Here is a 15,540-nt window from a genome sequence, read left to right as displayed (position 1 = left end):
TAAATTTAATCTACCTTTTACCAATCAGGACGATCAGCACTATTCCCCTCATCCCAATCTTCTATATAACGCTTTAATAAAGGTTCGGGATTCACTTCCATCTCAAATTCTTCCTCTTCTTCTGGCTTTAAATTCAAAGGTTCAATAATTTTAGCAAAGGCATCTTGAACAAATTGTTTGACAAATTCATCTCGGCGAGTTAACTGAAATTGTCGTTGTACTACTTCCGTCATTCCTCCATCTCCCCAATCTTGATCATGACGGAAATATTCAATAAAACTTTTACCTGCAATCCGGGTTAAATAGGCAGCACTCACCGCTTGAATGGCACGTGCGACGACTAAGGTGGCAATATTTAATTGTAAGGCTGTTGAGACTAACTGAATCACCCCTTTAACCACTCCTAAACTGCCTAAAGTTTTGGCTAAGGATAAGGCTAATTCTCGACCCCGATCTGCATTTAATTCACAGCCATATATTTTACCAATTTCGATTACCATTTGGGTATTAACAGCCGCCGTCGCAATTAAATCAATGACAGGTAAAGGAGTGACCGCAATGACTCCTGCACCAATCCATTGAAATCGTTCCACAATTTTTTCAGCTTCCCGTTTTCTTTGAGTATCAATTAATCGTCGTGCTTCTTCTCCTAATCGCTGAGATTGGAGTAAAATATTATCAGCAATTAATTCTTCTCCTTCTGATCTTAAAATCATTGCCATCCGTCGAATTAAAGGCATAATATCCGGTTCAGGTTGTATGATTTCTCCCGTGTCTAAACGTATGGATTGAGGATTTGCAGCTACAGCAATGACATCACTGGGATCTAAAAACGCCTTAACTCGCTCTCGAAGTTTAGCTAAAATTAGGGTTTTATCGCTTTCAGGATATAAATCAATTTTATTTAAAAGAATCAGCGATCGCTTACCAATTTCAACTAATGCTTGTAAGGAATGATATTCGGATTGTCTTAAATCATTATCCACAACAAAGATTAATAAATTGGCATCTGTTGCTAACGAACGTGCTAATTTTCCCCGTTCAGAGCCCCCCATTCCCGCTTCTAAAATTCCAGGGGTATCTGTAATTAAAATTTCCCGTTCAATTCCTTCTAATTGTAAATGATAGGTTTCTCCAACTTCTGTAGTTCCCATCGGTGCGTTAACTTTTCCCACCATGCGACCCATTAAAGCATTGACTAAAGAAGTTTTTCCCGCCGAACCTGTTCCAAATACGACCACTTGAATATTCCCTTTGGCTAATTCGGAAGCGATATCTTGAGAACGACTTAATAACGCTTTTTTAGCCACTTCATCTTGAATTTGAGTCACCTGTTGTCTTAACGATTTAAGGGATTCTTCGGCGGCTTCGGTTTTATCTAAAGGAATTTTTAAGGGTCGCCGTTTTTTGGTAGATTTTCCTGATTTTTGGAATAATCGAGTATAATAAAAAAAGGCAAAAATAGCCAATCCTAATAATACAATTAATAATAATAGCAGCAAATTTGCTAAAATCGGATTCGCTGACCAAATCACCTGAGTATAAAGTGCTGATAGGGAACTAATCAGCCAAATCATTAACCCTAGAAGCAAGCAAATCCCAAAAATTAACAGTAAATAGCGAGAGATAGACATACTGCGATCGCTTTAACCTCAAATGAACTAATTTTATAGATCTCTTTCTATAGTAACTAACTCAGGAAATGAATTCATCCCCCCTAAGTTCCCCTACCTCCTCATATTCTAAGATTAGTCTAAAGCTTGCAAGTATCAACTCGTGTAAAAAATAAGGTTCTTGCTTTAATTTCTTGGGAAGATAAGGGAAGCGCATTGGGAGAAAAAAGTTGATAATTGGATTCCTTTTTCATTCCTTTCTCAAGCTGATTTAGACGAGGAAGATGACCTTCTGGTGCTTCTAAAGAAAAAGTCAATTCATTATAATTTTTCCATTTTTCTTTTCCATTTTTCCCTGATTCAATCCAGCGAACTAAATCGGTAAAATGAATATAAGCATTGGGATCATATCGATTTAAACTATCATCTTCTAGCTCATTTTCAGTTTCTACAAAAATTCGCTTCTGAACACTAAATCCAAATAACCCTCCTGAGTATTTTTTCCATAACTGATCAATCGTTCTTAAGTAGGAACAAGACATTTTTTGAATCGCATCTTCATCCAAATAACCAACACTTTCTCGATTCGTAATTTTCAGTAAAACCTGATTCGTGTTTTGATCAGCTTCTTTCCATTTTTTCTGCTCTAGGAGCTTTTCTAACTCTTGAATATATTTAGGTTTCCTCACACAATTTTGTTCTTCATTGAGTAGATTAATTTCAATCAGTGCTAATTGATTTTCAGGAGTGACAACTTCAAGAGACCCAAACCCATCACTAATAATTTGATTGACCCTCTGTTTCAATAAATTAAATTCTGTATCTTGAGCAGAATTTTGTTGACCAATTACCTCAACAGGAGGTAAAACTTGTACACGATCTCCTTCATAAATAGCAGATTCACAAATAGAATTAGGCAAAACATGAATAATTAACGTATTAGGATTCACACTAATATTAAGCTTTTCAATATATCCTCTATATTGTTTTTTTTGTTCTGATGTATCATGAGATAATCCCAATAATTGTTGATAGAAATTTAGGATATTAGGATCAGCATTTAGATGGCTTAATAAATCAATCTGAGTCAAAGTTCCATAAACTGTGATCAGTGATCCCGTAAAAAATCCGATAATAAAAGTGGGAAATTGATCTATTACTTTTCCCACCCAAGTATCGGTTCTGGAAGGCGATCGAGAATTTTTCATGTTAAACGGGGGTAGATGCGATATCCATTACCATCAGGAATAAAAGTCAAACAACTGAAATTCAAAACAAGGGTAATACACAGATGAAATTTTGGGAAAATTCCAGCCGATAAATTTTTAAGAAGATAAAATCTAAAATAGATAATTCTTCCAGAAATTTATAGTCTGGTTTCCTGATGTGATAGTTTTAGATGAGATTGGTTTTAAAAATCGTTTTCTTACACTTGTTTGGCTGTCTTAGGTTTGATTTCCTGAATTGTCTCACCTCCTTACACCCAACGAGTAGCAGTCCTATAATCAAGATAGCATTGAAAAACTCACCCTGCTAGGAGTCAATTCTAGCATCATATCCTCGAAAATAAACGGTTTTATAGCTATATAAACTCATCAATTTCACGATTAAAAGTTGTTAAAAATACAAGGATTAATCCTTTGATTCTTATTCTTCAACAGTATGAATAATCTGAAATAACCATGAGGATTATCCTCAACCCAGATCGGATTTTTGATCAAAATTCTTGATTTATGGTATGCTTTTATACAGAGGGTTGGATTGGGGAATTCTATCGATTGAATATGAATCTTTAGTTGTATTAGGACGAAGTGGGAGTGGAAAAACAACTTCTTTTAATTGTAGGCTAATTATTACTTACTGTAATAAAACCTTCAGAAATTTTTCTGAAGTTGATACCCAGGCTTCAAAACTATATCCCGTAGTAAGCCCTTCAGGGCTTTCTTAATCAGGGATGAGGGCTGAAGCCCTCACTACGAGGATTGAAGAATTTGAGCAATCATTGAGACTTTTTGGTCGTAGTTTTCTTGAGTTAAAATAGGAATTTTATTGTCTAATGAAATCGGTTGCTGTAAATCAATCCAAGAACGACATCCGCCATAACTAGGATGATAAGGAATTTCATGAACTTGAGAAAGTTTATAGGTTCTCAATAATAGAATATAAAGAGGCTGTTGAGGTTTAAATTGGATGCGATCGCGCACAAAAGTTTCATTCCAAATATGAAACTTGATTAATGAATGAATCAAAGACTCATCTTGAGAATTATTCCAGGATAAAATATGAGTAATTTCTGCAAAACTACTAATTTTAACCGTTTCAGGATGCCAACTCGAAGAAACAGGTTGTACAAAATGAGCATATTCAGGTTTTAATAAAGTGGGTTTTTGATGTTCAAAGGTAGGATAGAGCAGAATTTTGTTCTGATCAACCTTGAATTTTCCATTTTGTTCCCGAATTCCTCCTTTTCTCAATAACATAATGGTTTCACCTTGTTCTAAGGCTTCAACCGTAATATTCCATTCTTTAAGAGCGTGATTTGTTACAGTTTTCATCATTATAATTATAGATGCTGATTTTCTATTATATTATATATAATAATAACCTGAAACTAGGAAACTCAATATGGAAAAACGAACTCTAGGTCAATCTGATATTCTAATTACTCCGCTTTTAATCGGAACTTGGCAAGCCGGAAAACGAATGTGGGTAGGAATTGAAGATGCAGAAACCATTAAAGCCATTCGTGCTGGTTTTGAGGCGGGAATTACAACCATTGATACCGCAGAAGTCTATGGAGAAGGGCACTCGGAACAAATTGTAGCCCAAGCTTTATCTGATGTCCGAGATCAAGTCGTTTATGCAAGTAAAGTATTTGCTAATCATTTGAAATATGATCAAGTGATTGCAGCTTGTGAACAATCTTTAAAAAATCTGAATACCGATTATATTGATTTATATCAAATACACTGGCCATCTGGCTTTTTTAATTCAGAAATAGTCCCGATTGAAGAAACCATGAAAGCCTTAAATCACTTAAAAGAACAAGGAAAAATTCGAGGGATTGGGGTTTCTAATTTTTCCCGAACACAATTGGAAGAAGCCAGCCAATATGGAAGAATTGAAAGTTTACAACCTCCTTATTCTTTATTTTGGCGAAAGGTCGAACAAGATGCCATGTCTTATTGTATTGAACAGAAGATTTCTATTTTAGCTTATTCTCCCCTAGCTCAAGGATTATTAACGGGAAAATTCGGCCCCCATCATCAATTTGCAGCAGGAGATCATCGATCTAAAAATAAATTATTTGCTAATAAAGACCATTATCAACGGGTACAAAATGCCTTAGAACAATTACGACCCATTGCAGAACGTTATCAATGTACATTAGGACAATTAGCGATCGCATGGTTAATTTCCCAACCCCAAACTCATGCAATTGTCGGGTTTAGAAATGCAGAACAAGCTGAACAAAATACTCATGCTGGTACTATTAAAATCGCCTCCGAAGATTTAGCAAAAATCGACCAAATTGGGCGCACTGTTACAGATCATTTAGATGATAATCCGGTGATGTGGGATTTTTAGAAACAGGACTTAATAGGAAAATCAATATTTTCCTAACTCCTAATCCATCAATTCCCCCCTTTTTTAGCAGGGGGTTTTCAAAGTCAGGGGTAAAAAGGGAAATAAAAGTGATCTTTTTTTTGTAAAATTAAAAAGAGATCACTTTTATTTGGTTTTAAAAAATCATGTTAAACAGTATAATTGAACAACTGAAGTTAGTCAAGGATTTTCGGAAAAATCGGGGTAAAAGACATGAATTATGGGTAGTGTTGACTATCATTATTTTAGCCCTGCTAACTGGCAATGTTACTGATAAGCAAATAGATAATTTTAGAAAAAACGAAGAACATATTTAATGATTAAGTTTTATGAACTGTTTCGATCTGAAAAGTCCGTGAGTTTAGCCTTAAATCAAGCTCAAAGCTGGTTAAGAACCATTGTAATTAATAGTAAAAATTATCAAAAAACTTTAAAAAAAATTCAACGAAAATTAAAAGAAAAATACCCGATTAATTCTGAACAAAAATTGGATTTCTTTCTTGCTTTTATTAATGAGGATAGTCAATATTTCCAAGAGCGAATTAAGGATGAACTCAACTATTTTGTTGAGGGTTCTACTTTAGTAGATCGAGCGATCGCATCTATTCGGGGAATTACAGAAATTGAACAAACTGAAAACCAACGCCGTCAGGAAAAACAGGAACAAGAGAATAATTATCAACTCCAAATCAAAATTTTAGCCGTCGGTACAGGAATGAGTGCGGGAGGAATTACAGGTTCTAGTTCGGGTCTATTATTAAGCCAATATGCGACTGATTATCCCGTCATCACCTTTGGAATATCAGTGATAATCAGTTTTATAGTGGCGTTCTTCTTTTATGTAGGAGTTCTGGGAATAGCTTGGATTTTTAAGAAGAAAAAGCCATAGGTTTGTCAGTCGTGGTTTAGGATTATTGGTAGATTAATTAAGTTTAATTAGGGAGTGGTGCGTGCGCGTTGCTTACGCACCCTACGGGTTAGCTTTGGGGTTGGGTTAAACGTTGATAGACCGTTGCTAACCCGTTAGCATCTCCCACATTTCCAGGGAATAAAACAACGGGTAAATTGGGGTATAAAGGATGGTTAGAAGAGGTTTTAACCATTGAACAACCTGCTAACACTTGACCGAGTAACCGTGCTGTTTTTAACGCTAATCCCTTACTCAAGACATCATTAGAGGTAATTCCCCCTTTACTAATTAAAAATCCAATATCTGTCGGTAAACCTCGCACAATATCCATCAGTAAATCTGAGACTTTCATCCCAAACGCTAACCGAGTTTCTACGGTATCAAATTGTAATTCTTGACGACTGGTATAAATGACTGGGGTTTGACCTTCCTCATGAATTGTCTTAATTTGGTCTAAAATTTGTTGTAGGAGTTCCTGTCTTTGAGTCTCACTTTCTTCTAATAAATGGGAAACATCCACTTCAATTCCGACTATTCCAGGTTCCTGTAATAATCGTTCTAATTGTTGAGTGGATTTCTTAACATGAGAACCCATAATCACGACACCCGGTTTCCCATTTCGGGTATATTTTGCCATTTCTTCTGCGGGAATCGGTTGATTTCCCAGTGCTGCTAAAGACGTTAAAATACTCGCCGCGCTGCGGAATAAAAAGCGTTTTCCTTGACTAGCGGCGGTAATAATATCCGAGGCGAATTGATCAAAATCTTTTTGGGTTTCACCATCGACTACCACACATTGATTGTCTGTTAAACGCATTAACCGAGGTAAAGTTCCCACCCGAATATCAGATAACAAAAATTGTTCTACTTTTTCCGATGGAATTTGACCGTTGGTTTTTTCGGTGACATAATCGGGTAAATAACTATGTTGATACGCAAAAACTGAATCTTTAGCAAATTCTGTTAAATGAACGGGGGTTTCTACTCCATCAATGATTAAATAATGAATACTATTGCGGGTAATCCTTCCCCCTTCAAAAAAGGCTGGAACTAGAAAATGAGCATCAAAGGGGCCCAGTTCCTCAGCAATGACATCGGTTTCTACCGGGTAGTGACCGCGTAGGGTAGAATCAGAACGACTGACCACCATCACGTAGAAACCCGGTTTCTGGCCCAGATTTTGCTGATCAAATCCAGATTTTTCGTTGAGAAACCGGGTTTCTTCGGCGGCGAGGGCTAATTTTAAATTCTGGGTGACTTCACGGGTAACGGATGCGGCTTGTTCGGGTGTTAAGGCTCTAGTATTGGTGAGAATAAAGAAAATCGGAGATTGGTCAGCGAGTCCAATTCGCAGGGTATCCACATCCCACTGAGTCAGCAATAAGCAACTATGAACGGTTTGAGAACCTGTGGGGTCATCATCGAGAACAATAATTTTAGGTCGCATTGGAGTTCCTATCACAATCGTGTTGAGGTTATTGGTGGATTTTCAGGATATTAAAACCAGCCTACCACTTAACGGGAAATCTGTTGCTCCTGAAGTTGTTTTAATTGTTGATGAACGTCTGAAGCAATTTCAAAGGCTTGATATAGAAGTCTTCCTTGTTCTGTTGTCGGTTTTTCCGTTTGTAAGACCGTTAAGGCGGTGAAATTTGGATCAAACAGTTCGGAATGTTGCTGAATAAATTTTTGATAGTTTTTCAAGGTTCGTTCTATTTTTAATCCTTTAATTAATTCTGTTCTAATTAAGTTTAAAGCTGCAATAATAGCTTCTCGATTGTTTAATTTTCCGGGGGGATGGGCTATTGCATCGAGTTGATCATAAATTTTTAAGGCTTTAACAATGGCGTTATAACGCTCTACTTGATGACACAGTTTGACGAATTGGGGACGGGTTAAGGTATTCCAAAGTTTCACACTATCCTCAAGAATTAATAGTCCTCCCATAATTAAATAAATAATTATTAAAATTAAAGATAGTTCTGGAAAAATTAAACTCCAAACCCAATAACTGATTAATAATAATAATAAAATAAAAAAGGTTTTTAAACCTTCTCCTAATAATTTTTTAACGGTAGCGGGTCGATAGAGTAACTTTTGATTGATACCACTCCAATGCTTGATTTCCCCTGGGGTAATTTCTAATCCTTCTAAATCAGATTGTGTGTTATCCATTGAAGACCTCCATTCCGTAGAAGTGTCTTTGGATTGGTTTTATCGGCTGATTCAAAAATGAACTCAAATCTGCCTCTACGGAAATTAAAAGGTGTTTAAAGGGATCAAATTTATTCTCCATTCAAGAAGATGTATTGCCTATAGATCTGCCATAATTCCCGGCTTTTTTAAGTTCAGCAGGAATCAGCTTTTGGATGTCATTTTCTGTGCGAAGGGCTTTTTGATAAGCCCATTCAGGACAAGCCGGAAGGGATTTTTTGCTTTCACCATAGGCAGAATTAATCTGAACTAAATCATTAAGTTCTTCCTCGATGGGTCGGGGTTCTAAACGACATTTGAGTAAAAAGGAATCATATTGATCTGCCATTTGTTCATAAACTCTGGAGGCGACTAAATGGGTATTCGCTTTACCATTGGGATCTAAAAAGGTTAATAACGGTGCAAGAATAGCGACTAAAACGGGAATAATCACCGCCACTAATTGATAAGTCCCACTGATGGCTTGCACACCAGCAACAGCCGCTAAAACGGTGCTGGGAATGCCAATATAAAGATGAGTTCTTGTCCAGCGAATGGATACATAAATATGCGCTTGACTCAAAACTCGACAGACGGTTTTGCGATCAAAAGCACGATAAATGATATCTTCCTGGGCAACATAAGGCAGTGGTTTACCTGAATTTTGTTCTACAGGAACAGAGGAACTCACGGGGTTATTAATCAGATTATCAGGGCTACTGGATGCACTCATAGGCTTTAAACCGGGTAAAATAAAGGGGTGAAAATTGGATTTTTAGATCAGTTTGTTGGGACTCTTAAGCTTAATATTGGCTTGGGGATGGAGACAACATCAGTTAAGAAAAAATAATTCTATCAACTTCTGTTCAATTCTTGATCAGGAGTAACACCCTTTAACCAAACGATAAATGTAGTTCCCCTAGGAGTATTCCCACGAGAAAGCATATCCTTGGACACCCAAACCGAATTAACCGGAGAGAACACTTCAATTTTTCCCTGCATTTGTTCGACTAAGGTTTTGGCGATCGCTAACCCTAACCCTGTCCCCGGAATTTCAGAACGTCCTTGGACACCTCGATAGTGACGTTCAAATAAATGGGCTAAATCTTCGGGTGGAATACCGGGGCCAGTATCACTAATGCCAATTCCCACTTGTCGGGGTTGAGATTTGCGTTTTTGAGTTAGTCGCACTCGAATACAAAGTTTTCCCCCCGGTGGAGTATATTTTAAGGCATTATCGAGGAGGTTACTCAAGACTTCCCGCAAGGCTTTATGATTCCCTTGGACAACGGGTAATTTAGGGGGAAGGTCAACAAAACATTGAAGTTGTCGTTCTTCAGCGATGGCTTGGGTTGATAAAATTAACGGTTGTAAGACCTCAGATAACTCTAACCATTCGAGTTCATCCCAGGCGGGTAACAAAGTTAACATTGAGGACGCAGACGTGGCTTCTTCCCCAGGAGGCATGGAAACCAAGACAGAATCAACGGTTAGGGGTAAGCTTACAGCAGGTTCTGTGCGGTCTAAAGTTTGATCCGCTTGTTGTAACAATTCTTGAATGCGATCGCTCTCTCGTAAAATACTATTGGCAATCGGATAATTTTTATCGTCGGGTAACAACCGCTTTAATAATAATTTTCCAAAGGTACGCACCGCCGTGAGGGGACTTTTAAGTTGATGAAAGATATTATGAAGGGCATCGGCTTGTTGCGCCTGTAGGTGTTGTTGTTGGCTTAATTGTTGTTGAAACCATTGGGAGCGTTGATCTAAAATACAACCCAGGGCTAAGGTATGGGCAATTCCTTGCAATTGGCCATATTCCTCTGGGTTCCAGGAGCGATCATTGCGTCCGGTGACTAAAAAGCCTAAGACCACCTCTTCTTGAATCAACGGTAACACGGTTTGACTGCGTTGTTGCCAACTTTTCTCTTCTTCTAGGGGTTGTTCCCGGTGTGCTTCAGCTTCTATAAAATCATTGATATCCACCGCCGGTAACAAAATCCGGGTTTTGGTAATTTCTTCTGTTGTTAACAAACGAGGTAGAGTTGGAGTTAACATTGTCGGAAAGCGCATCAAACCCGGAATATCCAAATCTTCCAGGGAGGTTTCAGGATAAGTGGCGATCGGAATCAATTTCTGATGTTCCTCATCCACCCAAGCCTCGGCCAAATACACCACACTCAAGGACGCACCTAAACTCGCCGTCAATGACAATTGCGTGCGACAGAGTTGGACAAATTCAGAACTCGCTGTAAGCATAGGAGGGGGAGGAGCCGGGGGATCAGTGTACTGATTTTGTATCAATCTATTAAAACATCTTGAAATTTTGAACTAGAACAGATATACTTCTTTCGGATTTTGTAGCTATATTTACAACCCGCCTGCTTAAAAAGGAGGTCAACAAGTTGGCTAGAAGACGTAAGCGTAAAAGCCGTCGTAGACAAGAAGGACGAAGAATTTTAGAATGTGTGCCTCAATATAGCATTTCCAGTGGCGAAGATAAACCTGTAACGGCTGCTCGCAAGTTTATCCATGCCGAGGGAATTATTCCCCCTGCTGTGCTTCTTGTCAAACGCAATGAGCATACAACAGATCGGTATTTCTGGGCTGAGAAGGGTCTGTTTGGCGCTCAGTATGTTGAAGAAAATCATTTTTTATTCCCCAGTTTAAAGCAGCTTGTGGAAAAAGCAACACCCCTATCTTCTGCTTCCGCCCTCAAAAGCGTTTGAAGTCTAGATCCCCTGTGTTGAATATTCTTAATGCTTAAAGTAAAGGGTTTTCTAAATGCGGAATTTTTCTAGCGTCCTGAAACTGGGTGACAGCTATTATCAACATGAGCTTTAGTCCTTAACTCAGATTAAGGCAGCGCGAGAGAAAAACCGGATAGGTCTGGTGGTGAACCTTCAATGGAGGCAATCTATCTCTGGGGGTTTAGTCGGTTAAAAGGGTGTTGAATTTCTTCTCTTTTAACCCAACTAGCCCAGGAGTCCCTGCTTCTAGCAAGGATCAGATGAAATTATTCGCAAGGTTTGAGGTGCAGTGCTTGTTTGAGCGTTGCCAGTTCGTCTCGGTGAGCGGTTACAGTAATTAAACTTTGAGTTTGGTTTCCTTGACCGAGAACAGCATCCAGCTTAAGAGAGACTTTTTCTAGCCGCCCGGCACCTTTCCAATAAAACCACCCCGCCAGGGGCGAAAGCAACACCAGTCCCCAAAACAGTTCGCCAAGGTTGGGAATAGCCATCGATAGGACTAATCCTAAACATAACAGCCCAACGGCTGTTAATAGGGTTAAGAAGATGGCTAGAAACCAACTGGGACGAACTAACCCCTCAAAGGTGATTTGATTGTCTTCCCGATTTAATTTCGTCACACGATAAGCTCGTGCTGCGAAATACTGTTGAATTTGCGTTAGCAAAGAGTCTGCTGCTTGTTCCGCCATTAGTTTTTCCTGCTGGGTTCGATCTTTGGTCGCAGCCCGCACAAAGAAGAATAAGCCAATTGCTAGTAACAAGGTCAACACAAACGTGGAAGGAATTACGGGAATCATCATAGATTAAATTAGTCTACTTTTAAACGGTCACTCGTCGATGGGGAGTTTACACAAATTTACCTCGACGAGTTGTATATTCATGCCAAAGTCGGGCTAACTCTTGCGCCTGGGTTTTGTATTCCGGTATGATTTGGTACATCCTACGAGGGCGACCTCTGCCTTCTACCTTCTGCCAGTATCCCGTAATCGTTCCTTGTTTTTCGAGGAACTTCAAGGCACTATAGAGAACCGTATCCGATAATCGATAAGCAGAATACTCTTGTTCTAGTCGTTCAATCAGTTCGGTTCCATAGGAGTCCCCTCGCAGAAAGACAGATAAGATGTAGCAAACCGCCAGTTCTTTATTGAGATAGATAGGCGGGGGTTCTTGGAAAAATTGATAGATCTCTTCAAAGGTCATAAGATTCTCCCGCTTACTCTGAAGCATGATTGATTCACCTAAATTTTAGATAAGGATGAAAATTTTTGACTTCTAGCCTGACTCTATTTATATAATTTATCGCGCCGTGATTCGGGATTTAGTCAATGTGGTCACTATTTTTAGGGATATTGGAGAAAATCAATCACGGTGATTCCCTATAGGTTAGCTAAAAACGACAGGTTAAGGTGGTTTTAACGGGACAAGCTCGTTCTGTCAAGGAATTCCCTCTCAGGTCTAATCCAGTTAGGTTTGTCAAGCTTTGCAATGGACGACTATCGGAAACTTTTGTATTATACAAATCTAAAGTGATTAATTGGGTTAACGGTTGCAGGGGTGCAAGATTTGAAACCGAGGTATTAAACAAGCTGAGGATTTTCAGGTGCGTCAATGCTTGTAAGGGGGTTAAATCTGAAATGGGATTATTTCCAAGGTAAAGTTCGGTTAGATTGGTCAGGGTTGCTAAAGGACGAAGATCGGAAATTTGATTATCAAATAAAGTTAATTGGTTGAGATTGGTTAAAGAGGCGAGGGGGGTTAAATCTGTAATTTGATTGTTAAAGAGGAGCAGTTGTTTGAGATGAGTTAAAGAGGCGAGGGGGGTTAAATCTGCAATTTGATTATCATAAAGGGCTAAATAGCTGAGTTTTGTTAAGGGGTGTAGGGGTGTAATATCAGAAATTTGGTTTCCCTGTAAGGCTAATTTTTTTAAACTTACTAAAGATTGCAACGGCGTAATATCTCGAATTTGATTATCAAATAATACTAAACTTTTTAATCGGGTCAAATGGTTAAGCGGGGTTAAATCCGTAATTTTATTCGTATCTAAAATTAAAGTTTCTAGTGCTATTAAGGAAGAAAGCGGGGTTAAATCCTGAATTTGATTGACATCCAGTGCTAAGACTTTTAAATTTGTTAGATTAGCCAATGGCGTTAAATCAGAGATTTGATTTCCACTTAAATACAAAAATTGTAATTGAGAAAAAGAACTTAAAGGACTTAAATCTTTGATTTGATACCCACTCAAATTTAATTGAATCAGTTGAGATAGAATTTTATTTGCTATTTTACAGTCTTTGGTTTGAGAGATTTCTAATAATAAATCTAGGGTTTTTTGTGTTTCTACCTCTAAATTATTTTGATTTAAACAAATCGTTTCAAAATTATTTGAAGGTTGTACAGCAGTCTCTGAAGCTAAAGCCGGATTTAGGGGTAATAAAAATATTAAAAAATTTAGTGTTATTTTATAGGGATTTATGTTAACATAATTTATCATAATTTTAATAAATTGTTTATTTACAAAATAACATCATAAAATCAACACTTTGTTTTTCAGTCAACCTGAATCATTTGATAACACTCTTCAACAGAAGCTTTATTTTTCATAGCTTCTACCAAACGATAATAGGTCGTTTCGTGATTTTGAATTAAGGTTTTAGCTTGTAAAATAGCCCAACGTTCTTTAACTTTCGCTTCACTCATCGGACGATTTAACTGAGTCCAAATTGCGGTAATTTTTTCTCGGTCTTCCCATCCCCCCTCCGCTTTTTGAAATACTAACGTTTCTGCGGCGATTCCCGCCATCCAAACGGTACAATAACGATCTAAAACCCGTGATGAAAGTTGACCTTGCTGTAATTGTTCCCATAACTGTTGATCAGCAAACTGCACCCCTCCTTGAGCCTTTAATCCCTGTTTGAAGGCTTCCCAACCATTTAAAGCATATCCCTGAATGGGAATTTCCATCAAATAAGCCACTAAAAAATGTCCGGCTTCATGGTGTAAAATTCGTTCCCGAGTGGAAGCCGAGGTTCCCGCTAACCAATCTACTAATAAATTAGCACCTTGACCTTGAAATTGAAATATATCTAACGTCGCCACCCCTAATAAAAAACAAGTCACACTCGCCGGAATAAACGGCGAAATATTCAAAACCGGACTCAATAACGCCGATAAAGTTATGCAGAAAACACTAATTGCAATTAAGTTTAAACTGGTCGTTCTCATCAGCTTTTCTTCAGATTTCTGGCTTTATAAAACGTTTCCAAACTCTGGCGATCTCCGACAAACCGCCAATGCCAAGGTTCATAACTCACCCCTTGGGGATTATTCTTAGGAAAGGATAACTCAAAACTATAAAAAGCGGCATTCTCTTTTAACCATTGAAAAGCCTGAGTTTGTTCAAAACTAACACTCAAGTTCGTTGAGGGCATATTTCCATCCCCAATATCCATGGCATAACCCGTATGATGTTCACTATATCCCGGCGGTGCGCTTACCTCGGCGCGTTTGGTTGCTCCTTGTCCCCGTTGGGCTTTGACTTCAAAAAAGATTCCTTCCTGTTCTTTAACCGTGCGAAAGCTGGAAATCGGAACTAAACTCACCCCACTGGCTAAAGCCGCTTGCTCCATTTCCTGATAAGCTTGGGCGGCAGCTTTGCGTAACCGATGACTCCCATCGGGGGTAATACTTTCTAACTCTGCGGCTGGAGCTTCTTCATAGGGGAGATGACCTAATAAATTGTCCGGTAGGGTTGGAGAGGCACTAGGGGAGGGGGCGGTTGGTGTCGCTGAAACTGACGTGCTCGGACTAGGAGACGGGGAAGATGTAACAGAACTTTTGGCTTCTGGGGTAGTTTCTATCAGGGGGATATAAGCTTTGGGAGACAGAATTCCAAATTGATAATTAATGGCTAAAGCCGTACAGAACGCCACGACGGCTAACCCCAACATTTTCCAGAAGAGTCCAGGTCTCTGAGGGGGTCGGGAGGAAGCCACGGTCACAACGGGAACATCTCGTATTGCTTCTGGAATCTCTTGAGTTGATTCATCCGCGACAGTTTCGGCTTGTTTAGGCAGACTAGAATGCTTCAACGGCTTCACCTTTCTTCCTCCCTGGAGACTCCCGCCATAGCTGTACTCAGCTTGGCGGTGAGAGGAAAGGGAGGGCGGGGTCTATGCAACATAGTGAATTCTTGTGGTTTGGAGGAAACCGTTGTGCCTCAGAAGTGGCGAAACTCCCCGGCATACCTGTTGGGATTACAGGATTGAGGCTACCGATATTGTTCTGGTTCGACCCGCCTCGGTAGGGCGTTTAATTGGGTTTGGGGATTTCTCCCCCTCCTATTTCTAGGGTAATGTTAGCTTGGCCAATGTTATCAAGGCTTTTTCGGCTGAGTACACTGCCTCCCAAATGGTTGTTTAATACTCAGCGACAGAGCGGAAAACTAGCTACGCATTTTCCGGTGTCG

The 15,540-nt window shown here is 38.9% G+C and carries 16 protein-coding genes; 4 read left to right on the top strand and 12 right to left on the bottom strand.

Annotated features, from left to right (window positions below; all coding sequences use genetic code 11):
• Positions 1–17 precede the first annotated feature (17 nt).
• The 3 genes from IQ236_RS03710 to IQ236_RS03700 form a co-directional block, all read right to left on the bottom strand.
• The gene (locus IQ236_RS03710; RefSeq protein WP_193868016.1) at positions 18–1,634 is read right to left on the bottom strand and encodes a YcjF family protein; all 1,617 of its coding nucleotides are present in this window, start codon (positions 1,632–1,634) and stop codon (positions 18–20) included.
• A 119-nt stretch (positions 1,635–1,753) separates the two neighbouring features.
• Positions 1,754–2,821, bottom strand: a complete 1,068-nt coding sequence (locus tag IQ236_RS03705) for a GUN4 domain-containing protein (protein WP_193868015.1) — start codon at positions 2,819–2,821, stop codon at positions 1,754–1,756.
• A gap of 765 nt (positions 2,822–3,586) precedes the next feature.
• A complete protein-coding gene (locus IQ236_RS03700) occupies positions 3,587–4,171 on the bottom strand; it encodes a DUF1802 family protein (RefSeq protein WP_322744076.1) in 585 nt (194 codons plus the stop codon).
• Between the two features lie 67 nt (positions 4,172–4,238).
• Between IQ236_RS03700 and IQ236_RS03695 the strand changes: the two genes are divergently transcribed.
• The 3 genes from IQ236_RS03695 to IQ236_RS03685 all read left to right on the top strand — a co-directional run bounded on the left by IQ236_RS03695 (position 4,239) and on the right by IQ236_RS03685 (position 6,108).
• A complete protein-coding gene (locus IQ236_RS03695) occupies positions 4,239–5,201 on the top strand; it encodes an aldo/keto reductase (protein WP_193868014.1) in 963 nt (320 codons plus the stop codon).
• 164 nt (positions 5,202–5,365) lie between these two features.
• Complete coding sequence (locus tag IQ236_RS27970; protein ID WP_193868013.1) at positions 5,366–5,536, top strand: transposase family protein; 171 nt, start codon at positions 5,366–5,368, stop codon at positions 5,534–5,536.
• Complete coding sequence (locus tag IQ236_RS03685) at positions 5,536–6,108, top strand: hypothetical protein (protein ID WP_193868012.1); 573 nt, start codon at positions 5,536–5,538, stop codon at positions 6,106–6,108. Before IQ236_RS27970 ends, IQ236_RS03685 begins: the two co-directional genes overlap by 1 nt.
• A gap of 88 nt (positions 6,109–6,196) precedes the next feature.
• On the opposite strand, the gene IQ236_RS03680 is transcribed toward IQ236_RS03685, so the two are convergent.
• The 4 genes from IQ236_RS03680 to IQ236_RS03665 form a co-directional block, all read right to left on the bottom strand.
• A complete protein-coding gene (locus IQ236_RS03680; RefSeq protein ID WP_193868011.1) occupies positions 6,197–7,576 on the bottom strand; it encodes a four-carbon acid sugar kinase family protein in 1,380 nt (459 codons plus the stop codon).
• Positions 7,577–7,644: 68 nt separating this feature from the next.
• Positions 7,645–8,304: a hypothetical protein gene (locus tag IQ236_RS03675; RefSeq protein WP_193868010.1), complete on the bottom strand. Its 660-nt coding sequence runs from the start codon at positions 8,302–8,304 to the stop codon at positions 7,645–7,647.
• Positions 8,305–8,425: 121 nt separating this feature from the next.
• Complete coding sequence (locus tag IQ236_RS03670) at positions 8,426–9,055, bottom strand: SLATT domain-containing protein (protein WP_193868009.1); 630 nt, start codon at positions 9,053–9,055, stop codon at positions 8,426–8,428.
• Between the two features lie 122 nt (positions 9,056–9,177).
• Entirely contained in the window at positions 9,178–10,581 is a 1,404-nt protein-coding gene (locus IQ236_RS03665; RefSeq protein ID WP_193868008.1) for a sensor histidine kinase, read from the bottom strand.
• Positions 10,582–10,727: 146 nt separating this feature from the next.
• Between IQ236_RS03665 and IQ236_RS03660 the strand changes: the two genes are divergently transcribed.
• The gene (locus IQ236_RS03660) at positions 10,728–11,051 is read left to right on the top strand and encodes a DUF3155 domain-containing protein (RefSeq protein WP_190520554.1); all 324 of its coding nucleotides are present in this window, start codon (positions 10,728–10,730) and stop codon (positions 11,049–11,051) included.
• Positions 11,052–11,338: 287 nt separating this feature from the next.
• On the opposite strand, the gene IQ236_RS03655 is transcribed toward IQ236_RS03660, so the two are convergent.
• The 5 genes from IQ236_RS03655 to IQ236_RS03635 form a co-directional block, all read right to left on the bottom strand.
• Positions 11,339–11,872 carry a cofactor assembly of complex C subunit B gene (locus IQ236_RS03655; RefSeq protein WP_193868007.1) on the bottom strand — a complete coding sequence of 178 codons (534 nt, stop codon included), beginning with the start codon at positions 11,870–11,872 and terminating at the stop codon, positions 11,339–11,341.
• Between the two features lie 46 nt (positions 11,873–11,918).
• Positions 11,919–12,272 carry a PadR family transcriptional regulator gene (locus IQ236_RS03650; protein ID WP_190520559.1) on the bottom strand — a complete coding sequence of 118 codons (354 nt, stop codon included), beginning with the start codon at positions 12,270–12,272 and terminating at the stop codon, positions 11,919–11,921.
• A 187-nt stretch (positions 12,273–12,459) separates the two neighbouring features.
• Positions 12,460–13,566: a leucine-rich repeat domain-containing protein gene (locus IQ236_RS03645; protein ID WP_193868006.1), complete on the bottom strand. Its 1,107-nt coding sequence runs from the start codon at positions 13,564–13,566 to the stop codon at positions 12,460–12,462.
• Between the two features lie 56 nt (positions 13,567–13,622).
• Positions 13,623–14,297 (bottom strand): ATP-dependent Zn protease, encoded by a 675-nt coding sequence (locus tag IQ236_RS03640; RefSeq protein ID WP_193868005.1) that lies wholly within the window; start codon positions 14,295–14,297, stop codon positions 13,623–13,625.
• Entirely contained in the window at positions 14,297–15,163 is an 867-nt protein-coding gene (locus tag IQ236_RS03635; RefSeq protein WP_193868103.1) for a M15 family metallopeptidase, read from the bottom strand. Before IQ236_RS03635 ends, IQ236_RS03640 begins: the two co-directional genes overlap by 1 nt.
• Positions 15,164–15,540 lie beyond the last annotated feature (377 nt).

The sequence above is a fragment of the Planktothrix mougeotii LEGE 06226 genome, assembly GCF_015207485.1.
GTDB lineage: Bacteria > Cyanobacteriota > Cyanobacteriia > Cyanobacteriales > Microcoleaceae > Planktothrix.
This window is presented reverse-complemented; position numbering and strand designations above follow the sequence as displayed.